The 23,318-nt window shown below is 59.4% G+C and carries 23 protein-coding genes; 15 read left to right on the top strand and 8 right to left on the bottom strand.

All coding sequences use genetic code 11. The annotated features are described in order from the left end of the window. Positions 1-50: 50 nt before the first annotated feature. A complete protein-coding gene (locus tag NLU14_RS03935) occupies positions 51-2,348 on the bottom strand; it encodes an LPS-assembly protein LptD (protein ID WP_275705354.1) in 2,298 nt (765 codons plus the stop codon). A gap of 310 nt (positions 2,349-2,658) precedes the next feature. On the opposite strand from NLU14_RS03935, the gene NLU14_RS03930 reads away from it, so the two are divergent. The 4 genes from NLU14_RS03930 (at position 2,659) to NLU14_RS03915 (ending at position 5,526) form a co-directional block, all read left to right on the top strand. Further along, positions 2,659-3,696: an aminoglycoside phosphotransferase family protein gene (locus tag NLU14_RS03930; RefSeq protein ID WP_275704872.1), complete on the top strand. Its 1,038-nt coding sequence runs from the start codon at positions 2,659-2,661 to the stop codon at positions 3,694-3,696. Continuing rightward, positions 3,693-4,385, top strand: coding sequence for an N-acetylmuramate alpha-1-phosphate uridylyltransferase MurU (gene murU, locus NLU14_RS03925; protein ID WP_275704871.1), 693 nt, complete (start codon positions 3,693-3,695; stop codon positions 4,383-4,385). Before NLU14_RS03930 ends, murU begins: the two co-directional genes overlap by 4 nt. Further along, positions 4,375-5,130 carry a DnaJ domain-containing protein gene (locus NLU14_RS03920; RefSeq protein ID WP_275704869.1) on the top strand — a complete coding sequence of 252 codons (756 nt, stop codon included), beginning with the start codon at positions 4,375-4,377 and terminating at the stop codon, positions 5,128-5,130. Before murU ends, NLU14_RS03920 begins: the two co-directional genes overlap by 11 nt. A gap of 108 nt (positions 5,131-5,238) precedes the next feature. After that, the gene (locus NLU14_RS03915; RefSeq protein ID WP_275704868.1) at positions 5,239-5,526 is read left to right on the top strand and encodes a type VI secretion system PAAR protein; all 288 of its coding nucleotides are present in this window, start codon (positions 5,239-5,241) and stop codon (positions 5,524-5,526) included. 6 nt (positions 5,527-5,532) lie between these two features. Here NLU14_RS03915 and NLU14_RS03910 read toward each other — a convergent pair whose 3' ends face one another. Further along, entirely contained in the window at positions 5,533-6,558 is a 1,026-nt protein-coding gene (locus NLU14_RS03910; protein WP_275704866.1) for a DUF3530 family protein, read from the bottom strand. A 139-nt stretch (positions 6,559-6,697) separates the two neighbouring features. Between NLU14_RS03910 and rpe the strand changes: the two genes are divergently transcribed. The 6 genes from rpe (at position 6,698) to trpC (ending at position 12,814) form a co-directional block, all read left to right on the top strand. Next, positions 6,698-7,384 carry a ribulose-phosphate 3-epimerase gene (rpe, locus tag NLU14_RS03905; RefSeq protein WP_275704865.1) on the top strand — a complete coding sequence of 229 codons (687 nt, stop codon included), beginning with the start codon at positions 6,698-6,700 and terminating at the stop codon, positions 7,382-7,384. After that, entirely contained in the window at positions 7,381-8,070 is a 690-nt protein-coding gene (locus tag NLU14_RS03900) for a phosphoglycolate phosphatase (RefSeq protein ID WP_275704864.1), read from the top strand. The genes rpe and NLU14_RS03900 overlap by 4 nt, the downstream gene beginning before the upstream one ends. A 177-nt stretch (positions 8,071-8,247) precedes the next feature. Then, entirely contained in the window at positions 8,248-9,735 is a 1,488-nt protein-coding gene (trpE, locus tag NLU14_RS03895) for an anthranilate synthase component I (protein WP_275704863.1), read from the top strand. A gap of 16 nt (positions 9,736-9,751) precedes the next feature. After that, positions 9,752-10,330 carry an aminodeoxychorismate/anthranilate synthase component II gene (locus tag NLU14_RS03890; protein ID WP_275704862.1) on the top strand — a complete coding sequence of 193 codons (579 nt, stop codon included), beginning with the start codon at positions 9,752-9,754 and terminating at the stop codon, positions 10,328-10,330. Positions 10,331-10,810: 480 nt separating this feature from the next. Next, complete coding sequence (gene trpD, locus NLU14_RS03885; RefSeq protein ID WP_275704861.1) at positions 10,811-11,839, top strand: anthranilate phosphoribosyltransferase; 1,029 nt, start codon at positions 10,811-10,813, stop codon at positions 11,837-11,839. Positions 11,840-12,001: 162 nt separating this feature from the next. After that, positions 12,002-12,814 (top strand): indole-3-glycerol phosphate synthase TrpC, encoded by an 813-nt coding sequence (trpC, locus tag NLU14_RS03880; protein ID WP_275704860.1) that lies wholly within the window; start codon positions 12,002-12,004, stop codon positions 12,812-12,814. Positions 12,815-12,954: 140 nt separating this feature from the next. Here trpC and NLU14_RS03875 read toward each other — a convergent pair whose 3' ends face one another. From NLU14_RS03875 to NLU14_RS03860, 4 genes are all read right to left on the bottom strand, one after another. Continuing rightward, positions 12,955-13,563 (bottom strand): DUF4202 domain-containing protein, encoded by a 609-nt coding sequence (locus NLU14_RS03875; RefSeq protein ID WP_275704859.1) that lies wholly within the window; start codon positions 13,561-13,563, stop codon positions 12,955-12,957. Between the two features lie 4 nt (positions 13,564-13,567). Next, complete coding sequence (locus NLU14_RS03870; protein ID WP_275704858.1) at positions 13,568-14,185, bottom strand: glutathione S-transferase family protein; 618 nt, start codon at positions 14,183-14,185, stop codon at positions 13,568-13,570. Positions 14,186-14,275: 90 nt separating this feature from the next. After that, positions 14,276-15,010: an alpha/beta fold hydrolase gene (locus tag NLU14_RS03865; RefSeq protein ID WP_275704857.1), complete on the bottom strand. Its 735-nt coding sequence runs from the start codon at positions 15,008-15,010 to the stop codon at positions 14,276-14,278. Positions 15,011-15,012: 2 nt separating this feature from the next. Continuing rightward, positions 15,013-16,113: a M14 family zinc carboxypeptidase gene (locus NLU14_RS03860; RefSeq protein ID WP_275704856.1), complete on the bottom strand. Its 1,101-nt coding sequence runs from the start codon at positions 16,111-16,113 to the stop codon at positions 15,013-15,015. Between the two features lie 299 nt (positions 16,114-16,412). On the opposite strand from NLU14_RS03860, the gene NLU14_RS03855 reads away from it, so the two are divergent. The 4 genes from NLU14_RS03855 to NLU14_RS03840 all read left to right on the top strand — a co-directional run bounded on the left by NLU14_RS03855 (position 16,413) and on the right by NLU14_RS03840 (position 20,561). Continuing rightward, positions 16,413-17,381 carry an ABC transporter substrate-binding protein gene (locus NLU14_RS03855; RefSeq protein ID WP_275704855.1) on the top strand — a complete coding sequence of 323 codons (969 nt, stop codon included), beginning with the start codon at positions 16,413-16,415 and terminating at the stop codon, positions 17,379-17,381. A 107-nt stretch (positions 17,382-17,488) separates the two neighbouring features. After that, the gene (locus NLU14_RS03850) at positions 17,489-18,523 is read left to right on the top strand and encodes an ABC transporter permease (RefSeq protein ID WP_275704854.1); all 1,035 of its coding nucleotides are present in this window, start codon (positions 17,489-17,491) and stop codon (positions 18,521-18,523) included. Positions 18,524-18,534: 11 nt separating this feature from the next. After that, positions 18,535-19,593 (top strand): quaternary amine ABC transporter ATP-binding protein, encoded by a 1,059-nt coding sequence (locus tag NLU14_RS03845; RefSeq protein WP_275704853.1) that lies wholly within the window; start codon positions 18,535-18,537, stop codon positions 19,591-19,593. A 104-nt stretch (positions 19,594-19,697) separates the two neighbouring features. Further along, positions 19,698-20,561 carry a substrate-binding periplasmic protein gene (locus NLU14_RS03840; RefSeq protein WP_275704852.1) on the top strand — a complete coding sequence of 288 codons (864 nt, stop codon included), beginning with the start codon at positions 19,698-19,700 and terminating at the stop codon, positions 20,559-20,561. Here the strand turns inward: NLU14_RS03840 and NLU14_RS03835 are convergent. After that, the gene (locus tag NLU14_RS03835; protein ID WP_275704851.1) at positions 20,536-21,321 is read right to left on the bottom strand and encodes an META domain-containing protein; all 786 of its coding nucleotides are present in this window, start codon (positions 21,319-21,321) and stop codon (positions 20,536-20,538) included. The genes NLU14_RS03840 and NLU14_RS03835 overlap by 26 nt on opposite strands. 137 nt (positions 21,322-21,458) lie before the next feature. Between NLU14_RS03835 and NLU14_RS03830 the strand changes: the two genes are divergently transcribed. After that, entirely contained in the window at positions 21,459-22,196 is a 738-nt protein-coding gene (locus NLU14_RS03830; RefSeq protein ID WP_275704850.1) for a glutathione S-transferase family protein, read from the top strand. Here the strand turns inward: NLU14_RS03830 and NLU14_RS03825 are convergent. Continuing rightward, positions 22,186-23,199 carry an AraC family transcriptional regulator gene (locus NLU14_RS03825; RefSeq protein WP_275704849.1) on the bottom strand — a complete coding sequence of 338 codons (1,014 nt, stop codon included), beginning with the start codon at positions 23,197-23,199 and terminating at the stop codon, positions 22,186-22,188. The genes NLU14_RS03830 and NLU14_RS03825 overlap by 11 nt on opposite strands. Positions 23,200-23,318: the final 119 nt, after the last annotated feature.

The raw sequence follows: 23,318 nt of genomic DNA, 5'->3' as shown, positions 1-23,318 counted from the left end.
GGAAAAATACTGCCTGTCACCCCGGCACCCGATGCCTGAACCATCAGGCATCAGCGGCCACCGAAACGGCGACGTTCCCTTTCGTCAAAGCCATAGATGGCCTCGGATATCTGGTCGGACGATCCGCCACTGCCTCCCAGCCCCTTGAGCTGGATCTGGAACAGCATGCGACTCTCGAGTTCTTCGTCGTCCGTCAGGTAATTCTGGTGCACCAACTGCACGCTCCAGCAACAATTATTGTATTCCAGCCCGGCCAGGGAACCGACGGTGCGGTCGAGCTGTGAATCGTATACCCAGCGGCCGATCAGACTAACACGGTCTGTGACAGGAAAAACGCCCCCGATATCCGACTGTTCAAATTCATTTCGCCGGTAGGTGTGGCCCACGCTGGCCAGGTAACGGTAATCGTCGGAGTGGAAAACCAGTTGGCTGCGACCTTCCTGGGTCTTGCTGGTATCCGGTTCCCACAGACCGGAGGTACGGATTTCCAGACCGTTCACCGGGCGCAGAACCATTTCGCCGGCGAGCGGGGAGTCACTGGCATCCGAGGCGCCCTCACCATCCAGAGTTACCTCGCGGTCATCATAGTAGTGAACCTGGCCGATGCTGAAGCGGGCGCGCTCAGCGCCGGTCAGCAGGTCGTTAAAGCGGCTGGTCAAGGCCACGGTCAGTTGATTGCTGTCGCCCACCCGGTCACCGCCGCTGAACCGATTGCGCTGGAAAAGCTGGTCGAAACTGAACGAACGGATGGCAGTATCAAAGTCCGGAATGTAGGACTGGTCAGCGTCCGCGTCAGCCCAGGCATAGTAAAGCCTGGGCTCCAGGGTCTGGTTATAGGGGATGTCAAACACACTGGACTGGCGGTCGAAATACAGCCCGGAATCCCACTCCGCAACCGGCACGGTGCGATCGAAACCTGGGTCACGCGCGGTGTAGTCTTCCAGTTCATAACGGGTGTAATCAACGCTCACGGAAGGCCTGGCGTAACCCCAGAGCGCCCGCATCGGCAGCGCGAGTTCGGGAATGGCCCGCAGGCGCTGGCCGTTGGCCCGGTCGAACCCGGTCAGGTCGGCGTTGTCACGGTAGAAATAGGTGTACTGGCTTTCCAGCGACATTTCCGCCAGGCCTGCGTCAGTGGTGGCGCCGTACACCACTTCCGGCAACTGGGAATAGGGAACATTTTCGTCGGCAATGAAATCGCTGAGGGTCTGGTAACCACTGAGGTAGGTCTCGAAATACTGGGATGAATCCCGGTATCGAACACCACCGCGGCGGCGCAGGTGAGTCTCGCGATTGATCTCGAGATTCCGGTTGAGATCGCTGAGGTAGTCGTCATCGCTGACCACGGAATAATCGCCATAACCGGTCCAGCCATAGCCGAAGGCCGCGCGGGTACTGAAGTCCAGGCCCCAGCGTTCTCCATCTTCACCCGGGAACTCCCGCTCATACTCCGAATCGTTGCCGGCGTAGCCTATCTGCAATACCGACTCGCCCAAACTGCTGAGATAGCGCCCCTCAGCCTCGGTGAACAGCCCGCGCCCATGGATATATTGCGGCGTGACAGTGGCGTCGTAATGTGGTGCCAGGTTGAGGTAGTAGGGCACCGACAGGAAGGCTCCGCTACCGGCATTGGAAGTCCCGAAAGATGGGTAAAGGAAGCCGGTCTTGCGACGGTCATCAATGGGGAAGCTGGCGTAGGGCCAGTAAAACACCGGGATATCACTGATCTCGAGGCGCACGTGCTTGGCCGTGCCCACACCTTCACCCTGATCCAGGTGGATGTCCGAGGCCACAATGGACCAGTCGTTGTTGTTCGGGGCGCAGGTGGTCAATGAGCCCTGCCGGATCCGCACCTGGTCTTCCGCCGTGCGGGAAAGTTGCCCGGCAGAGCCACGCATTTCCGGGCCGTGCAGAAGGAAGGTCGCGGTATTGATGTCCACCCGGCCGCTGTTAACGTCATAGTCAGCGCGCTCGCCGGTCAACAGGAAGCCGTCACCACGGCTGGTCATCGGGCCCTTGATGGCCACTGCCCCGGTGGCCTGGTTGTAGCGGGCTTCAGAGCCCGTAACCCTGAAGCCCGACTGCTGCAGGCGAACGTCCCCTCGCAGGAACAGTTCATTGTCCACTTCATACCGGGCATTGAGCCCGCTGGCCTGCAGGGGCGCCTGGCCAGCATCCGCCGCCGGGTCATTAGTGCCCTCCGGCACAGCGGAAGGCAGGTAACCCCCTTCACAGAAATCCGGCAGGGAGCGACGAACATCGTCAGGCAGTTCCGATTTCGGCCGCCAGTCAATCTCGGCAGCCGACGGCGCTGCCTGGGCGAAAATCTCTGGCGTCGCCACCACCATGGAGCAACCCGCAACGGACGCAAGCAGCCGCGTTATACGGTGCCGCAACCGGGGTGTTGGCTTTCGCAGCTTCCTTGATGGGGCTGGCACGATGAGCGGGTTCCTGTCCAGAATGGATTCGCGGCTTTCGGAGACTATTCAACAGCGGCCTAGTTTACACGGCGCTCTTTGCCTTGTTAACGGAAACCGGTCATTGCTGCAAAACCGATTTACCGTCTCTATACTGATCTGCTAACTTTCGGCCATGAGCCCGCAGGTTCATTTCAGCCAAGACACCTATAAATTCTGAGCCAGGAAACCAGCCAATCCCATGGATACCCGCCTGACAATGCTCACCCAGTGGGTCAGAGACCTTCCCGGTTTTGACCAGGCAACACCCGAGCCGGTATCCGGGGACGCAAGCTTTCGCCGTTATTTCCGCGTCAGCGGTGATCCGCATGGTACCGGTTCACAGCCCTACATTGTGATGGACGCACCTCCGGAGCACGAAGACTGTCAGCCTTTTGTGGCCATTGCCCATCACTGGCGCAGCCTGGATATCGCCGTGCCGGATGTTGTCCATGAGGATCTGACCCGGGGGTTCCTGTTGCTGGAAGACTTCGGTGACACCCTGATGCTCGGCGCGCTCAATCAAAGCAATGCTGACCAACTGTACGGCGCGGCCATGGACGAGCTGGTGCGCATACAGCAGGCGGGGGACACTTCGGATTATCCGCTGCCAGCCTACGACACCGCCCTCCTGGATCGCGAAATGGCCCTGTTTCCCGACTGGCTGCTGACCCGGAAACTGGGGCTGGCCCTTTCCAACGGCGAACGCGCACTGCTGGACACCACATTTGCTTTCCTGCGGGAAAGCGCCCTCGCACAGCCGGACGTGGCGGTACACCGCGACTACCACTCCCGCAACCTGCTGGTGCGCCCCGGCACCGACAGGCCCGGTGTGATCGACTTCCAGGATGCCGTGCGCGGCCCGATCACCTATGACCTGGTGTCACTGCTTAAAGACTGCTACATCCGCTGGCCCGAGGCACGCATCAGCCAGTGGGCCGAGCACTTCCGGGTACTCAGTGCCGAAGCCGGCCTGCACAAGTCGGACCGGGATACCTTCCGCCAATGGCTGGAACTCATGGGCATGCAACGCCACCTGAAAGCAGCGGGCATCTTTGCCAGGCTGGCGATCCGGGACGGAAAGACCGGGTTCCTGAAGGACGTTCCCCGCACGGTCGGCTACCTGGTGGAGGCCAGCAGCAGACAGGCCGCCCTGCGCCACTTCCATGAGTGGCTGACCGACACCGTAGTGCCCGCCATAGAAGAACAGATAGGCCCAGTGGAGACATCCGGCCAGTGAAAGCCATGATCCTCGCGGCCGGCAAGGGCGAGCGCATGCGGCCGCTGACACTGACAACCCCGAAGCCGCTCCTTCCCGCCGGCGGCAAGCCGCTGATCGTGCACCACCTGGAACGGCTGAAGGCAGCCGGTTTCCGGCAACTGGTGATCAACCACGCCTGGCTGGGCAAGCAGATTGAGGAGGAACTGGGCAATGGCGACGCCTTCGGACTGTCCATCGAGTACTCACGGGAAAACGAACCGCTGGAAACCGCGGGCGGCATAGTGCACGCCCTTCCCCTGCTGACTCGCGCCGGCGATGACTGGTTCGTGGTGATCAACGGCGATATCTGGTGCGACTTCAATCCGGCACAACTGACCCCGCCCGACAATGCCGACGCCCTGCTGGTAATGACCGGGAACCCGGAACACCATCCGGCTGGCGATTTCTGCCTGCACCCGGACGGCACGGTGACCGAAGGTGGGCCGGATATGTTGACCTTTACCGGTATCAGCCTGCTTAATCGCAACCTGTTTGAAGGGTTGGTACCGGGCGCCCGGAAACTGGCCCCCATCCTGCGTAAGGCTATGTCCCGGAAACGCGTGAGAGGCCTGCACCACACCGGCGCCTGGATGGACATCGGTACTCCGGAACGGCTTCGGGAGCTGGATCGGAAGCTCAGGGACGAGGGGTTGAGCCATGACTTCTGATTCCAGGGACAACAGCCTTCCCGCACGCATGGAGGCCGAATTCAGCGAACTGCTCGGGGAACTGTCGGCCTGCGGCCACCAGGCAAATGAGCTATTGGTAAGAACCCGGCTGCCGCGCTGGTGCCGCCGGAGCCTGTTCTTTTTCCTGGGCTACATTGCCAAGTCGGAAGGCCGGGTGACGGAAAAAGACATCGGTTTTGCTGAAACCCTGATGAAGGCGCTGAAACTGTCCGGTCGCCAGCGCCGCAAGGCCATTGGCAGCTTCCGTAAGGGCAAGTCCGCCGAGCGCATCCCCGCCCTGAAAGCCCTGGGATTGAAGCTGACCCACAGGCTCTGGCCTTCCCCCGCGCTGCGTGTTGCTATCTGCCTTTGCCATGCGGCGCAGTTGCAGGGTCGCCCCGAAAAACCCAGACGCTATCGCTGCGAAGACGCCATCGACCAGATGGGCCTGCCGATCCGTGTCAGCGATGACATTCTTGAAAGCTACGCCTGCAAGGTCTGGATCACCGAACCGGAAAGCCAGCCCCGACCCTCCACCTTCGAGCAGGCCTGTCAGCTCCTCGGTGTTACCCGACGCGACAGCCGGGAGGTTATCAAGCGGGCCTATCGCAAGAAAGTATCGGAGTGCCATCCCGACAAACTGGCGCAGCAGAAGCTAAGCCCCGCTGAACTGGCCCGGGCCAAGGACCGGCTGCTGAGATACCAGCAAGCGTGGGAACTGATCAGCCAGCGCCTTTCGGTTTGAATCCAACGTTTTGAATTCGGAGTCAAGCTTGCTAGACTCCGCAGACACGATTCAAAAGCAGGCTCAAGGACCAGCGGCCTGCAAGACCCACTGAAAAGGAGCATTCCCATGGGCAAGAAACTCGTCCTCCTCGGAGACATCGGAACCGACCACAACGGTTTTCCTCCTACCCCGGTGATTACCGGCAGCGCCACCGTACTGCTGGACGGCAAACCCGTCGCCCGGCTCGGCGACCAGCTCGCCATGCATTCCAAACCCAAGCATCCCCCGCATCCCCGTGCCATTGTCGCAGGCAGCCCGACGGTGATGATCGAAGGCAAACCGGCAGCACTGACTGGCGATGCCATCAGTTGTGGCGGTGTGGTTATCGGGTCATCCAGTGCCGTGGGTGGCTAAGCCCTCCTAACGGTCGGGCTCAAGCCAGGCCGAGATGCGATTAGCCAGGGCTGGCGCCTCTCGGGGCTCCGGCTGCGAGGACATTGCTACCGGCTGCCGGGAATAACCCGCAACCTCGGCGCGCTTCAATGCAGCCTCGCGCTGTCGTGGTGACCGGGTACCGGTGCCGCCAGATTCCGGCGGCCGGCGAGAACTGTGCAACTCCAGCACCTTCAGTGTTCCAGCCCCGGCAAGCCATTCAGCCAGAGCCCTTGAATCACCCTGGTCGAATTCCGGCGCAATCCAGATCAACGCCGACACATCGCCGCTACCCGTTGCAGCGGCCATCCGCGTCACGTGGCCCGCCGCCCGGCCGATGCCGGCGACCGCTATCCGGCCATAGCCACGATCGACCAGATTGCTGACCGCCACTGCCAGGGATTTCTGGACCCGGGTTCGATACTGGTTCGCCAGCTCCTCCACATCCACGCTGTCCATCACATCAATCATCACTGACTCGCTCTCGTCCGCAGGCTCGTTGCCGGTTTCTTCGGCTTGCGACCCAGGCAACTCCGCCTCTTCCGGAATGGCACGTGCCTGTAGCCTTCGCGCTTGCTGGATCGCATAGGGCGGCGCCTCCAGCCCCAGTGTCATTACTGCCCAGCCATCCCGCGCCATGGGCTGGCGCAGAGCGCGGGCCAGCCCCGACGCCGGAGACTGCCCCTCATTGGCAAGGACCAGCAGAGCTCCTTTCGCCGGCGTACTGGCTTCCGGCTCAAACAGGGCCAGTACCCGGTCCTCTTCCGGTGGCTCCAGCCACACGGCCGCCTCTGGCCAGTTTCTGGCAATCGACCCCGAATCAAGGCCGGTTGATATCATCGCCCTTTCAACGGCCGCCGCGGCAGGCTTTTCACTTTCCTGGCCAGCCGTTTCCGCGTTTTTGTCCCGCGCGTCTTCCGGCGCCTGCGCCAATGCGGACGAGAGCCCGAAAACCGCCATGCTGGCCAGGATTACCAGGAAACGCATCACCGGTTTTTCAAACCATTTGCTCACAGGCTGTCACTCTTTCCGTGCGAAAAATCACCATCAAGCTGGTAGACTAGCAGTTTTTGCGGCCCAGCAGCCTTTTGTAGAGGGAACCGCTGTACGCGCCATCATCGAGACCATTATCAATACGTTCAAGAGAGCCGTCATGAACCCTTACCAGATTGCCCCGTCCATCCTGTCTGCCGATTTTGCCCGACTGGGCGAGGAAGTCGATAATGTACTGGCCGCAGGCGCCGACATTGTCCATTTCGACGTGATGGACAACCACTACGTACCCAACCTCACCATCGGCCCCATGGTCTGCGAAGCCTTACGCAAGCACGGCGTTACCGCACCCATCGACGTGCACTTGATGGTATCCCCGGTGGACGACCTGATCCGCATGTTTATCGATGCCGGCGCCAGCTACATCACCTTCCACCCGGAAGCGTCGAACCACATTGACCGCTCCCTGCAACTGATTCGCGAAGGCGGCTGCAAGGCCGGCCTGGTGTTCAACCCGGCCACTCCGCTGCACTACATCGACCATGTAATGGACAAGCTGGACATGATCCTGCTGATGTCCGTGAACCCCGGTTTTGGCGGCCAGAAATTCATTCCCGGCACCCTCGACAAGCTGCGTGAAGCCCGCAAACGCATTGATGCCAGTGGCCGCAATATTCGCCTGGAAATCGACGGTGGCGTGAAAACCGACAACATCCGCGAGATCGCCGAAGCCGGTGCCGACACCTTTGTAGCCGGCTCCGCCATCTTCAACACCGACGACTACAAGGCCACCATCGACAGGATGCGAGCAGAACTGGAAATGGCCCGAAAAGGCCTGAACCAATGAGTCTGGCGGGCCTGTTCAGCCAGCGCTGGCCGGGGGTTGCCCTGTTCGACCTGGACGGCACCCTGGTAGACAGCGCCCCCGACCTGGCGGCGGCCATCGACGCCATGCTGGAACAATTGGGGCGCCGTAAAGCCGGCATCGACAATGTGCGCCAGTGGGTGGGCAATGGCGCCAGTGTGCTGGTTCGCCGCTCCCTGGCAGGCCAGGCGGACTGGGAGCCAGCCAGCCCAAAGGACGACGCCCTGTTCAACGATGCCATGGCCATGTTCTACCACGCCTATGAAAACCTAAACGGCCAACACTCGGTACTCTTTGACGGTGTCGAAGAGTGCCTGGCCAGGCTGGCGGATTATGGCTGCCGCATGGGCATTGTCACCAACAAGCCGGAACAGTTCGTGGCGCCGCTGTTGGAGCAGATGGGCATCGAGCACTGGTTCGATATCAGCATCGGCGGTGACACCCTTCCGGTACGCAAGCCGGACCCGCAACCGTTGATCCACGCCATGACAGAACTCGGCGGCACCCGGGGCACCACGGTGATGGTGGGGGACTCGGTCACCGACATCAGCGCCGCCCTGGCTGCAGGCATACCGTCGGTGGCGGTACGCTACGGCTACAATTACGGCGCACCGGTGGATTCGCTGGGAGCGGACGCAGTTGTTGATTCCCTGGCCCAGCTTTTGTAATCTCACAGGATATTGATTTGAAACCTTCAATTCGGGAGATTCCTGCCGTGCAGGGACTGAGTCTGATTACAGCGCAGGGCATACTGACAACCCGCGCAACACGATGGTGGCGATGGCGCATCGGCTGAATGCCGCCCGAAAGTCCACCATACAGATCAGATTTCAGGAATCGTTACCATGACACCCGAGCAATTCGCCGAGCTCGCCAAGGCCGGCTTTAATCGTATCCCCGTCTATCGCGAAGTCCTCGCCGACCTGGACACGCCCCTGAGCACCTATTTCAAGCTGGCCAGTGGCCCCTATTCCTACCTGTTCGAGTCCGTCCAGGGCGGCGAAAAATGGGGCCGCTACTCCATCATCGGCCTGCCCAGCCGTGAAATTCTCAAGGTTTACGACCACAACATCACCATCACCCGCGACGGTAAGGTGGTAGAGGAAACCACGGCGGACGATCCGCTTACGTTTGTCGAAGAATACCAGGCCCGCTTCAACGCGCCGGACCTGGACGACCTGCCCCGCTTCAACGGTGGCCTGGTGGGCTATTTCGGCTACGACACCGTGCGCTACATTGAAAAGCGTCTGCGCAGGAGCTGTCCCCCGGACAAGATCGGCACGCCCGACATTCTGCTGATGGTGTCTGATGAAGTGGTGGTGTTCGACAACCTGCGCGGCAAACTGCACCTGATCGTTCACGCCGATCCCAACCGGGAGGGCGCCTACGAGGAAGCACTGCAACGCATCGATGACCTGGAATCGCGCCTGCACCGGCAAACCGCCAACGCGCCCCGCACCCCGGAGCACCTGCGCGGCAAGACGGTGGACGAGAGCGACTTCATCTCCGGCTTCAACCAGGAAAAATTCGAAGCAGCCGTGGGCAGGATCAAGGAATACGTGCTGGATGGTGACGTGATGCAGACCGTCATCTCCCAGCGCATGTCCATCCCGTTCGAGGCACCACCCCTGAACCTGTACCGTTCACTGCGGGTGCTGAACCCTTCCCCCTACATGTATTTCCTGGACCTGGACGACTTCCATATTGTCGGCTCGTCACCGGAAATCCTGGCACGGGTGGAAGACGAGGAAGTCACCGTGCGGCCCATCGCCGGCACCCGCAAACGCGGCGCCACCGATGCCGAGGACAGGGCCCTGGAAGCCGAACTGCTGGCGGACCCCAAGGAGATTGCCGAGCACCTGATGCTGATCGACCTGGGCCGCAACGACGCCGGCCGGGTATCGGAAACCGGTACCGTGAAACTGACCGACAAGATGATCGTGGAGCGCTACTCCCACGTCATGCACATTGTCTCCAACGTGACCGGTCGCCTGAAGGAGAACACGAGTTGCCTGGATGTCTTGCGGGCCACCCTGCCCGCCGGCACCCTGAGCGGCGCCCCCAAGATCCGCGCCATGGAAATCATCGACGAGCTGGAGCCGGTGAAACGGGGTGTCTACGGCGGCGCCGTGGGCTACCTGTCGTTCAACGGCAACATGGACACCGCCATTGCCATCCGCACGGCCGTGATCAAGGACAACACCCTGCACATCCAGGCCGGTGCCGGCGTGGTGGCGGACTCGGTGCCCCGCCTCGAGTGGAAGGAAACCATGAACAAGGGCCGCGCGATCTTCCGCGCTGTCGCCATGACCTACAACGATTTCGACCACTGAGGCGGAGGATAAGATTATGTTGCTGATGATCGATAACTACGATTCCTTCACCTACAACGTGGTGCAATACCTGGCGGAGCTGGGTGCGGATGTTCATGTGTACCGCAACGACGAAATCACGGTAGAGGAAATCGAGGCCCTGAAGCCGGAGCGCCTGGTAATCTCCCCTGGGCCTTGTACGCCCAACGAAGCGGGCATTTCCATGGCCGCCATCCGCCATTTTGCCGGCAAGCTGCCCATCCTGGGCGTATGCCTGGGGCACCAGGCCATCGGGCAGGTGTACGGCGGCGATGTCATCCGCGCCGGGCGTGTAATGCATGGCAAGGTGTCACCAGTGTTTCACAAGGACGAAGGCGTGTTCCGTGGTCTGAGCAATCCGCTGAAGGCGACCCGCTACCATAGCCTGGTGATCGACAAGGAAACGCTGCCGGATTGTCTGGAGGTGACTGCCTGGACCCGGAATGATGACGGCTCTGTTGAGGAAATCATGGGCGTTCGGCACAAGACGTTGCCCATCGAAGGCGTACAGTTCCATCCAGAGTCTATTATGACTGAGCAGGGGCACGAGTTGTTGCGGAACTTTCTGCGGAGTTAGTTTTGTTGGGTGGCCTCTGGGGCCTGGTTCTGATTCCGGGCAGTGAGGGGGAGAGGGTTCCCCAAACACGCCTCAAGACGTCCCTGTACGGCTCGGGCTCCGCCATCCATGGCTCCGCACGGTTTTGGGAACCCTCTCCCCCTCACTGCCCTCTTGGCAGGCTGTTCCAGCGTGTTCTCCACGCGGAGCTGGAAAAGCGAAAATGAGCTCTGGGGTGCCAAGCACTGGATAAGCCCTCACCGAGGCTTAAAAGGAGATGGCTGGGGTGGCCACTTCACAAAACGTGCGGAGCCATGGATGGCGGAGCCCGAGCCGCACAAGGATGTCTTGAGGCGCTTTTGGGAAGTGGCCACCCCAGCCATCGACCAAACACCCTAGCTAGAGGGCCGACCCAACAACAGACCCTACACCCGACAAGAACTTGCTAAGCTAGACACAAACACAGAAGACAAGAAGCAGACCAACCCAAGGGGCCCACGAATGGACATGAAAGAAGCACTCAACCGCATTGCCTCGAACCTGGACCTGTCCACCGAGGAAATGAAGGACGTTATGCGCATCGTCATGAAGGGCGAAGCCACCGATGCGCAGATCGGAGCTTTTCTGATGGGCCTGCGCCTGAAGAGTGAGACCATCGACGAGATCACCGGTGCCACCGAAGTCATGCGCGAGTTGGCAACCGGGGTAACGGTCAACGCCGAGCCACTGGTGGACATCGTCGGCACTGGTGGCGACGGGGCCAACCTGTTTAACGTATCCACCGCCGCCTCGTTTGTGGTGGCAGCGGCGGGCGGTTTTGTCGCCAAACATGGCAACCGCGCTGTGTCCTCCAAAAGTGGCAGCGCCGATCTGCTCGAGAAGCTGGGCATCAACCTGCAGATGGCTCCCGAGGAAGTTGCCCGCTGCGTGGAACAGATCGGTGTGGGCTTCATGTTCGCACCGGCCCATCATGGCGCCATGAAACACGCCATCGGCCCGCGCAAGGAACTGGGTTGCCGTACGATCTTCAACATCCTCGGCCCCATGACCAACCCGGCCAGTGTCAAGCGCCAGTTGATCGGTGTGTTCACCAAGGAACTGTGCCGCCCTATGGCGGAGGTTCTGTACCGCCTGGGCGCCGAACATATCATGGTTGTGCATTCCAAAGACGGCCTGGACGAGATCAGCCTGGCCAGCTCCACGCACGTGGCTGAGCTGAAAAACGGCGAGGTCACCGAGTACGACATCACCCCGGAAGATCTGGGCATCAAGAGCCAGGCTCTGGTCGGACTGACCGTGGATACTGCCGAGGATTCACTGAAACTGATCCGCGCCGCCTTCGGCCGTGGTCACGACGAAATGGCCGAAAAGGCCCGTGACCTGATCGCCCTGAATGCCGGCGCGGCTATTTATGTGGCGGGCCTGGCGAAGACACCGGCTGAGGGCGTAGAGATGGCACTGGACGCCATGGGCTCCGGCCTTGCCGCCGGCAAGATGTCTGAGTTGGCTGACTTTTCGCAGTGCTTCTAATACCGGCCTGCCAGCGTTGCAGCCGGACGATCCGGTGGGGAGGCCCTTCCAAAACACGCCCGTGAATACATCCCTGTAGGGCTTGACGTCAGCCATCCATGGCTGACGACAGTTTTGGAAGGGCCTCCCCACCGGCTCTCGCACACTTTTTACGGGCTTGATATGACTGACAGACATTTGGATAAGACTCCTACCATTCTGAGGAAAATCGTTGACCGGAAGTGGGAGGAAATTGATGAACGCAAGCGCAAGATTTCTATTGGCGACCTGAAAGCCATGGCTGGCGACCAGCCGCCAGCACGGGGTTTTGCGGACGCCTTACGCCATCGCGTCGAACAACGGACGCCAGCGGTCATTGCCGAGATAAAAAAAGCTTCCCCCAGCAAAGGCATTCTCCGCGATCCGTTTGTTCCTGAAGCTATCGCCGAAAGCTACGAGAAAGGCGGTGCCGCCTGCCTGTCAGTGCTCACTGACAAGGACTTCTTCCAGGGCCATGAGGACTTCCTGAGAGCCGCCCGCAACGCCTGTAGCCTGCCGGTGATCCGCAAGGACTTCATGGTAGCGCCGTATCAGGTCTACGAAAGCCGGGCCATTGGCGCCGACTGCATCCTGCTGATCGCCGCCTGCCTGACCAGGGACCAGATGCAGGAACTGGAAGGCATAGCCCATGAAATCGGGTTGGACGTTCTGGTGGAAGTGCACGATGGCGAGGAACTCGACGACGCCCTCACCCTGTCTACGCCGCTAGTGGGTATCAACAACCGCAACCTGCACACCTTTGATGTCTCGCTGGACACCACCTTCGACCTGCACGAGCGAATTTCCTCAGAGCGGCTAACCATTACCGAAAGCGGCATCATGACCCGGGCCGATGTGGAGACCATGACCGACTGCGGCATCTATGGCTTTCTCGTTGGCGAATCCTTTATGAGATCCGAAGATCCTGGAATGAAACTGCGGGAGATGTTTTTTTAGATAGCTAACTCTCAAAGCCGGACCAAGTGAGCGGACACGTCGGGCCAAAATCGTGCGGAGCCATGGATGGCGGAGCCGAGCGTACAGGGAAGTATTCACAGCGTATTTTGGCCCGACGTGTCCGCTCACTTGAGCACCCATCAATCCGAGGCTAGAGCCTCCTGCAACAACGCCAGCAAGTGCGCCGGCATGCCTTCAGCCAACTTCAGGGCAGCCTCATGCCCCCGCGGAGACATCTTGCCCCAGGTACGGCGAACAATGCGCAGCCATTTTTCCCGGTCGTAGTCGGCCTTCTGTTCATAGAACTCCGCAAAATAGCGCTCCAGGAACACCATACAGGCCACATCTTCCAATAACTGGGTATCCTCGTCCTTACGCAACTCCCGCTTGGTGAGGACGGTTTCGACCCGCTCACACTCTTCTTGCGGGTAACCGCACTCCGCCATGATCTCCGCCGCCCGGCGACCATGCATCCGGCCACAGGCCTGGCGCCATTCATAATAGGCCTTACGGCCTTCCGGAAAATCGCTGCGGGGTATGGTCCAGCGCTCTATGTGCTGGGCCCGGCAGGCAATCTGCATGCGCTCCGAGGGTTGCGACTCGAGCTCGAACAGCCAGCGCGTCATGTGCTGGCTGTAGGCATACTCCTTGGGCAAGAGCTGCCCGTTGACCTCCTCGATATTGGGGTCGGCCCGGTTGGCGGCATCGATTTTTTCCAGGGCACAGGCCAGTTGGGTCGGTTGTGTCATTGGCTCATACCTGGGCGGATGGGCGTTGCTTGATGCGATCGTACCAGGCCTGGAGGATAGATTGTTCCGGCTTGATGCGGATGTCCACCACGCGCGCAAAGGCCACCGTAGTAAAGGCGTTGATATCGGCTGCGGTAAACCGATCGCAACAGATGTATTCCCTGCCCTCCAGATGCTTGTTGAGGAAGTGCATGAATTTTTCCACGGTGGTACGGCATTCCTCGCCCCACTCCTTGATCGGATTCATGCGGTCCTTGAAGTAGCCGCTGGTATGCTGGAAACACATGCCGGTGGGCAGGAAAAAGGAAAATTCGATCCAGCGCAGCCATTGCTCTACCTGGGCCTTCTCGAGTGGTGTATCTCCCAGCAGCGTGGGCGCGTCCGGATAGCTTTCCTCGAAATAGCGGCAAATGGCCATGGTTTCGGAGATGCAGGTGCCGTCATCCAGCTCCATCACCGGCACTTTTTTCATGGGGTTTTTGGCGGCGTATTCCGGAGTCAGGTTCTCGCCTTTCTGGAGGTCAATCTCGACAAACTCGGCTTTGTCCAGCAAGCCCTTTTCGGACATGAACATGCGAACCCGGCGGGGATTCGGGGCGGTTTTGGTTTCGAGAATTCTCATTGTTATTGGCTCCATACATCATCATGGGTGGACGGTCGTAAATCGTATAGAAGACTGACGCGGAACAACGGTTGCGTCAAGCAACCGCAATCACTCGGGTAACCAGTTTTTTATCTGGTGGATAATCCACTCCGGGTCGTCCAGAGGCAGGTCATGGCCGGCTGAGGGATGGACTTTCAGCGTCCATTGCCAGCGTTGCTCAAGCACTTCGCTGCAGGTCCAGTGTACAATCCGGTCGCCCCGGCTCGCCAACAGGAGCGCATCCGGCAGTGGCCGCTGAGGCAGGGGCTTGAAGGATGCGGCCGATTTCAATTGGGCGTAGGCATTGCCAATGCCGACCGGCCGCTGGCGCTGAATGCTGTACCAGTGTTTCGTGGTGTCGAGGCTGACCGGCCGGTTACAGGTCAGCCGCAGGATATCCGCCTCGCGATCAAACAGTTCACGACGGGCCAGCAGGCGCGCAATGCGGGGCCAGGCACCCGGCCTCATCCTGCGCCAGGGTGGGCTGAACCCGGAACTGGTGTTGATCAGCACCAGGTTCTGGATTTCACCCTCAGGCGCATGCTGGGACCAGTCCAGGGCCACCATGCCCCCCATGGACAACCCCAACAGGCTGTAAGGTGCCGGAATATGGCTTACGCTGTGGCGGACCTTGTCGCGGATGGCCGCAATATTGTCAGGGCTGGGGTCCTTGTAATGCACTCCCGTTCCAGGGAGGTCAACCAGGTGAAACCGATGGCCCGGAAAGGCCTCTTCCAGCATGCGGGGAAATGCTCCCCAGTGAGACTGTTCCCGGGTCAGTCCTCGTAACAGAATCCAATGCATCGTCAGTGATGGTCCCTGTACCAATGGGCGATGGCGGCTTCTCTGAGCATGGACTCCTCATCCGCTCGCGGCAACCAGTTTTCGTGATTTGCGGCGGCGCTGACCAGGAAATCGATAAAGGTCAGGTGGCTTCGCAGCACCCTGCGATGTCGGTGTGGAACCAGCGGATTGAAAAAGCCATCCAGACGCAGCAGCTGTCGCGGGCGTTTCTTGATCCAGCGCCAGGAGCCCAGCTCCAGTGTAAGGGGAATGAACGCTCCCTCACCACTGCGGTTTATTCTTTTGTAAAAATAATCCCACAGATCACCGTGGGTCAGATAGTGGCGGGACTGGGGCTCGAAGCGATAATTGTGCTCCGGCCATGCCTGTTCCCAAATCAGTTTCAGAGCCATCACCGACGCAATCCGCCGCATGGGGCGGCGGCGATAAGCATAGGGAAACCAGATCTGGTCCTGCCAGCCAAAGCCTGAATGACAGTCCAGCGCAACACTGAAGGGCCGGCCAGGCAACAGTTCCGAGATCACCGACTCCAGTGCCTGGTTCTCCGCTTCCATGCCCTGTTCCGGATCGCCAATGAACCAAGGCAGGCGTGGAGAGAATCGCTGCCCGCCCAGCAGGAAGGCACTGCGGTCCTGGGCTGTGATGGGTGCGTTGCGCATCAGATCGACCCCGTTGGGATTGCTGCGCTGATTCAGGTACATGCCGCCCGGGTTGAGTATCGGCAACAGGGTAACCCGAACCTTCTTCAGCAAAGCCTGAAGGTGCCCGTCCCACGAAATACGGGCCAGCAGGTTGCGTAGCCAGGCCATCACCACCTCACTCCCGATGCGTTCGAGCCCATGTACGCCACCCACCAGTAAAACCACTGGTGCGTCAGGCGAGTCGCTACCCAGATCGACCCGGTAGATCGGCAGGTCTATTTCTTTCAGCGCAACCCGCGCAAGCGTATCCACGGAAACCTGCCCCGGGGCTTCCGCCAGCAGACGTTCCAGGCGAACCATCTCCGGCAGAAAGGTTCGAAGCAGGTGCCGTTGACGGCTGTCCCGCCGGGACTGTTCGGCCGGCACGGCAGAATGGGGGGTCAGTTCGCGCAATTCAGTCATGGAGTTCTCCGGTCTCAGACAACCCTTCAAACTACCGCTGAATTGCTTCAGTTCGTTGACAGTGGGAGCGGAAATGCAGAAAAGCATATACATTTCTTGGCGACATTTTTACATGAATGGCTTGTAACTCACGCTCAGGGCGTTACTCTTGAATATACGTAGTAGCCGAGGTCAACGCATTTGTCTTGCCCTTTGAATGCGCAGTATCAACAAGGCGTTTTCACTTCTCGAGAGGTCTTCCGGACCACTCCAGCGGATCTTTTTCCGCGTATTTCCAAAACCCATAAGGAGAACCAATCATGCGAAAGCTAACGCCAGTCGCGCTGCTTTGCGCGATGTCCGTTCCTGCACTTGCCCAGGCCGACTGCGGTGAAGTCTCAATCACCGAGATGGGCTGGGCTTCCAACGCCGTCGTGACCGGCGTCGCCAAGTTCCTCATGGAACAGGGTTATGGATGCGATGTAACGGTCGTTCCTTCCGATACAGTTCCGGCCGTGACGTCCGTTGCCGAAAACGGTGAACCGGATATCGTGACCGAACTGTGGCTCAACTCTGCCGGCGAGGCTTACCTGGAACTGGAAGAACAGGGCAAGATCGAGCGCGTGGCCGAAGTACTGGATCCGGGCGGTGTTGAAGGCTGGTGGATTCCGACTTACCTGGCCGAGAAGCACCCGGAGTTGACCACCATCGAAGGGGTCATGGAAAATCCCGAGCTGGTGGGAAGCCGCTTTAACAATTGTCCGAGTGGATGGGGATGCCGCGTAGTCAGTGACAACCTGATCGACGCTCTCGATCTGGAAAGCTCCGGCATTGAAGTGTTCAACCATGGTTCCGGTGAGACCCTGGCCTCGTCCATGGCTTCGGCGGTTCAGTCGAAAGAGCCCTGGTTCGGCTACTACTGGGGACCGACAGTGCCGCTTGGCAAGTACGACATGACCCGCGTTGACCTGGGTGAGTACAAGCCTGAGGTCCACACCCGCAACCAGACACAGAATGTGGAAAATCCGGGCGTTTCGGAGTTCCCGGCGGCCACGATCCTCACATCCGTGACCACCGACTTCAAAGAGCGTGAGCCGGAAGTGGCAGAGATGCTCAGCCACATGACATTCAAGACGTCCACCATGAGCCAACTGTTGGCCTGGATGGATTCCAATAACGCCTCTGCAGAAGAAGCGGCGGTGTATTTCTTGAATAATAACAGCGACGAGTGGTCAACCTGGCTGAACGACTCAGCCAAAGAACGCCTGGCTACAGTATTGGGAGATTAACCTCCTACCTACCCTGACAAGGTCGGGCATCCCGGCCCTGTCAGCTCCGATACCGGAGAACTCGAACGAGCTTCAACCACTTGAATGCGACGGGGAACCGACCACCCATGGCCACCTACGATTTCATATTTTCATCACTGGGGCTGACAGATTGGTGCGCAGAAGGCCAAAGTGACGCGCCCATGTCGATGGAGTCGCTATTGCAGAGAACCAAGGGAACGGGCGGCGAACCCGAATCTCTCTGGGATACCCCTTTTCCCTCCATGGACGCACTCAACGAATCCTGCGCGGCTTTTCCGCAATCCCGGGATCTGACAAAGGGTCTTGAAGAGGGCTTCCTGTCCATAAAAGACAGTTTGAGCGTTGTTCTGGATCCTTTGACCCAGCCTCTTAGCTGGGCTTTGGACGGCACTCTCTACGGCATGCTGAATGCTCCCTGGTGGATTGTCATACCACTGTTGCTCGCCGTGGTTTTCTTTGTCACAAAGTCCTGGAAACTGGTCGGTTTTGTCGCGGGAAGCCTGTTTCTGCTGGCCTTCATCGACTACTACCGATACGCAATGGAGACGCTGTCAATCATCTTTGTCTGCGCCTTCATCTGCGTGCTGTTTGGCGTGCCCATCGGTATAGCCATGTCCCGCAGCGACATGATGCAACGCCTGACCATTCCCGTGCTCGACATGCTGCAGACACTGCCACCCTTTGTGTATTTGATCCCGCTGATTTTCCTGTTCAGCGTAACCGAGTCCAAACTGTACGGTATTGCCATCATCCTCTACGCCATCGTTCCGGTAATCCGCCTTACCAATCTGGGCATCCGTCTGGTGGACAAGGACGTGATCGAGGCCGCTGACGCCTTTGGCATGACCAGCCAACAAAAGCTCTTCAAGGTCCAGATCCCCCTGGCACTACCCAACATCATGGCCGGGGTGAACCAGACCATCATGATGAGCCTGGCCATGGTTGTCATCGCCTCCCTGGTATCAGCACCGGGGCTCGGGGTTCTGGTACTCCAGGGCATCCGCAACCTGGAGCTGGGTGTCGGGCTGGTTGCCGGCCTTGGCATCGTAATTCTGGCGGTGATCCTTGACCGGGTAACCAAGGCCTCACTGGCGCGTATCAACGCCTCACAGAAACAGTAAGGGAGCAAATTGTGGACCGGGATATCAAGATTTCCATCCGGAACCTCTACAAGATTTTCGGCCCCATCCCCGACGTTGCCCTCGCGTATGTGCGCAGGGGCATGGGGAAAGCGGAGCTGCTGGAAAAGCACAACCATGTGCTTGGCCTCCAGGATATCAACGTGGACATTCATGAAGGCGAAATCACCGTCATAATGGGACTGTCCGGTTCCGGCAAGTCCACCCTCATTCGTCACCTCAACCGGTTGATTGAACCCACGGCCGGCGAAATCAAGGTAGACGGCAAAAACGTTCTCGATTACGACGAAAACAGATTGAGAAACTTACGCCGGGAACATATGTCGATGGTCTTCCAGAAGTTTGCCCTGCTCCCCCACAAGACCGTGCTGGAAAACGCCGGCATGGCTCTGCTGGTTCGGGGCTACACAGTGCAGGACTTTGAGGGAGAAGCAAAGAAATGGCTTGCCCGGGTGGGTCTGGAAGGCAATGAAAACCAATATCCACATCAGCTTTCAGGTGGCATGCAACAGCGCGTGGGTATCGCCCGGGCGCTGGCATCAAACTCCCCCGTTATGCTGATGGATGAGGCCTTCTCGGCACTGGACCCGCTAATTCGCTCCGACATGCAGGATCTGCTGTTGGAACTGCAGGACGAACTCAAGAAAACCGTCGTGTTCATCACCCATGACCTGGACGAGGCACTGAAGCTGGCGGATCACCTGGTTATCCTCAAGGAGGGGCATATCGTCCAACAGGGTGAGCCCCAGGAAATTCTGATGCATCCCAATGATCCATACATCACCGACTTCATCAGCGACATCAACCGCGCCCGTGTTCTCAGGGCTCATTCCGTGATGAAGAAAACCACCGAGCCTCCCACCGACTGCGCCGGAGACATTTCGGACCGAGACAACCTCGAATCGGTCATCGCACGGTCGGAGGGTGACACCAACCTCACCTACCGGGTAGTCAGGAAAGGCAAGCAGGTGGGCGTCCTCGACATGAAGGAGCTCGTCAAAGCACTAGTACCGATCGAGTCCGCGGAAGGTGAGACCCGTAGTCGCTACTGAATAATGTCTGCCGGAACGACGGGTGACAGTTGGATGACAGCGCTGTTGATTAGCGACTATGATTAAAGGGTCGCCGTAGCTTCGCGGTGCCCAAGACAATGATCATGCCCAGATTGGCATTAGCGTTCGTTGCCGTACTTCTGCTGTACGGCTGCTCCCCTCCTGATAACGACAGTGCACCGTCAGCCAGTGCTCCGGAGGTTTCCGCCGATCAGGACCTTTCTGACGCTGTTTCCAGCGATACCACACAGCCACGAACGATTATTATTGCCGCCGACCCCTGGTGCCCCCACAACTGTGAAGCGGGAAGCGATCACGAGGGGTACATGGTGGATATAGCCCGCGAGGTCCTGGGTGAGGCCGGCTACACCGTGGAGTACGTCAACATAAGCTGGGCCAGGGCACTTCAGATGACAAGGGAAGGCCAACTGGACGCCGTTGTCGGTGCATTCATCACCGATGCTCCGGATTTCGTGTTCCCGGATACACCCCAGGGGCGTTCCATCATTGCTCTGTTCACCCACCCGGATAATCGCTGGACCTACAACGGACTGGACTCCCTGGCCAACCAGAAGCTGCTGGTGATCAACGGTTACTCCTACACCAGTGAACTGGATCGTTACATTGAAGAACACCAGGCCAATCAGGACAGGATCTGGGTGATCTCCGGCCCTTCCCCACTGGATCGTGCGATCTATCTGCTGGACCAGGACCGTACCGACATTTTTGTCGAAGATGTCTACGTAATGGCCTGGTGGGCCAGCAATAGCAATGGCGCCATAAACCCGCCCCGTCAGGCGGGGCTGATCAGCGAAAGTGAAGCGTTTGTGGCATTTTCCCCGGAACGGGAAGATGCAGCAGAACTGGCAGAACTGCTTTCGAAAGGGACCCGACAACTTTTAGCCAGTGGCCGGGTCCAGGAGATTCTGGACAATTACGGGCTCAGTCCGTGGCCTGAAACGCCCTGATCAGGCGCCCGTCACCTGTACTCAACACCAGTTCACCGCGCCTGCCAATATCGAAGCGCTGAACCTCTCCCAGTAGTGACAGGAACCGATTTTCCTGGTTCATCAGCGCCGGTGCACAGGCTTTCTTTGTGGACGCCATCCGGGTAAACCCGATGCCTTCACCGGTCAGGTTCCAACCACCGCTGAATTGATTGCAGGAAGCACGCCCCGCCACGCGATTATCTTCCTGGAAGTTCAGAGTAACCCGGGAACTGTCGATAATGCCGCGGCCACCGATGTCTTCAACGACCCATTCCGTCCCCCGAAGTAACTGCTCGGGATCACCCCCGCAGCCCCGAAATTCCTCGCCGTTTATGGACAGGCGCACCTGGCGTGGATAGGGCATGCCACTCATGGAATCGCGGCAAAGCTGGGCCGCGGCCTTGAGTGATACCCGGATGCCATCGCCTTCGGCCTCAAACGTGCGTGCCGTGGCGCTTCGCTCTGTCACCTCATAGCGCAGGGCAACCGTCTCCTCGTCCATCCGCTCCAGCACCAGTTGTCCCGGCTCCAGGATCACCCGCCAGAACGGCTCGTTCCCCCTGGCGACAAACGGCTTTTTAACATCACCTGGAGCAAAACACAGGGGCAGCTTCAGATCGCAGGCGGCGGTACCAGCAGCCTGATTTTCGTTATTGCTGTCGTCGGCGGTGGACGCGCAGCCAGCCAGCAGCCCAATGACTGCCAGCGTCAGCGGAAGTAATGCAGCGATTCCTTTCATTGTCTGTTCCTCATTCCATGTGATTCCGTTTTCAAAAATTGTTGTGTCGCCCGCCGATTTTAAAGCAGAGCCGTTACCATTTCCCACGTTAAAGCATTACGCTTAGGCCATAAAAACTCCCGGGAGCACCCTACGTCATGGCGATAAAACTCTACCAGTTTGCAATTTCACATTACTGCGAAAAGGTTCGCTGGGCGCTGGATTACAAAGGGCTGAGCTACGAGGCCATCAGCCTTCTGCCCGGCCAGCACGTCAACACCATCCGCAAACTGACCGGTAAGGACTCGTCGGTGCCGGTGCTGGACCACGACGGCCACCGGACCCAGGGATCGAAAGCGATCATCGACTACCTGGACGATACGTTTCCCGAGAACCCGCTGACACCGGCCGACCCGCAAGCCCGTGAAACAGCCTTGGCCTGGGAGCAACGACTGGACGACGAGGCCGGCCCGGCGGTGCGTTGTTACTCTTACCACCACTTCCTGAAGCGCCCCAAGGTGGTTGTCCCCATGCTGGCAGCGGGCACCCCCTTCTACAATCGGATTCTGCTGAAACTGGCCTTCAGCCGCGTGGACGAGATTATGCGCAAGTGGATGAAGATCAATGAGAAGACGGCGGAGCGATCGCGGGAAACCATGGAAGCCTATCTCACCGAACTGGCCGACGCCTACCAGCAAAAGCCCTTTCTTGCCGGTGACAGCTTTTCCCGTGCCGACCTCGCCGCCGCTGCGCTGTTCGCCCCCATGTTCCAGCCGGAACAGTACCCGGTACCCTGGCCCAAGCCGGCGAAAATTCCCAAGGATATCCAGGTCTGGCTGGAGCAGTGGCAGCCGCAGATCCAGCCGCTGGCGAAGATCTACGCCACTAATCGCTGAGCCATTGGCGCCGCTCCCTGCCGGGAGAATTGCCGGTCCAGCGGCGATAGGCCCGGGTAAAGGCACTCTGCTCGGAGAAGCCCAGCAAAAGTGCAATGTCGGTCAGTGTCAGTGATGGATCCTCGAGGTACTGCCGGGCCAGTTGCTCGCGGCTGCGGTCCAGCCACTGTTGCCAGCTTAGCCGGTGCCGGGTCAGCCGCCGCTGCAGTGTGCGCGGTGACATGTGCATGGCGCTGGCCGCACGCTTGAGCGTGGGTTCGCCGTCAGAAAGCAGCTTCAGTAACACCTGTTGCAACTGGCGGTCGGTACCGGAGCCCTCTCCTGAACTTTCAGGCAATGCCCGCAACAATGCCCGGGCCTGCCGGTCCAGCAGCTCCCGCAACGTCGGGTCTCTCCTGGGCATGGGCAGGCTGAGGCAATGCAGCGGAAAACGCACCCGTACGTGGCTGTCGTTCCAGGTGACCGGGCAGCCGAAGAAGGCTTCATACGCCCTCGCGGATTTCGCATCAGCGTGCTCCAGGAAACTCACCGCCGAAGGTGGAGGTGGCTGGTCGATCTGGCGCCGCATGAAGGTCACCAATGCTGCTATCGCTGTTCCATCCGCCTGTTGGCCCAGTTCGTTGTCCGAGGGTGGCCAGCGCATCTCGGCCTGGTCGCCGACAACCTCGATCTCCGCAAGGCTGGCGCCGTAGAACAGGGTTTCGTATCGCTGATAGGCCAGCATGGCTTCACCGAGGGTATCGGACGCCAGCACCAGATAACCCAACACACCCACATGGGCCGGGAGGACACAGGCGCCAACCTCCAGCTCCGGGGCCACACGGCCTGGAACCAGTGCCATCCCTTGCGCCAGCAGATCCCGCCACACCGGTACCGGCACGCTGTCCTGGGCAGACCAACGCGCCAGCGCCATCCGTAACGGGCCCGCATCCAGCCCCTCCCGGTCCAGCCAGTCGGACAACAACCCGGTCCAGGCACCGGTTACCCGCATTACCCTGGCCACTGTTCACTCTTTATCACTTACTAAGCCTCCACTGTCATTGGCGTCGATAATCAATACTGTGGCGTTAATTGTCAATTTTTTCACTGCCCATCGGAGCAAAATATACGCACACCAACAAC

Origin of the sequence: Marinobacter iranensis (assembly GCF_029207565.1) — a bacterium.
GTDB lineage: Bacteria > Pseudomonadota > Gammaproteobacteria > Pseudomonadales > Oleiphilaceae > Marinobacter > Marinobacter iranensis.
Note: the sequence above shows the minus strand (reverse complement) of the source record. Positions and strands in the feature narration are given on the sequence as shown.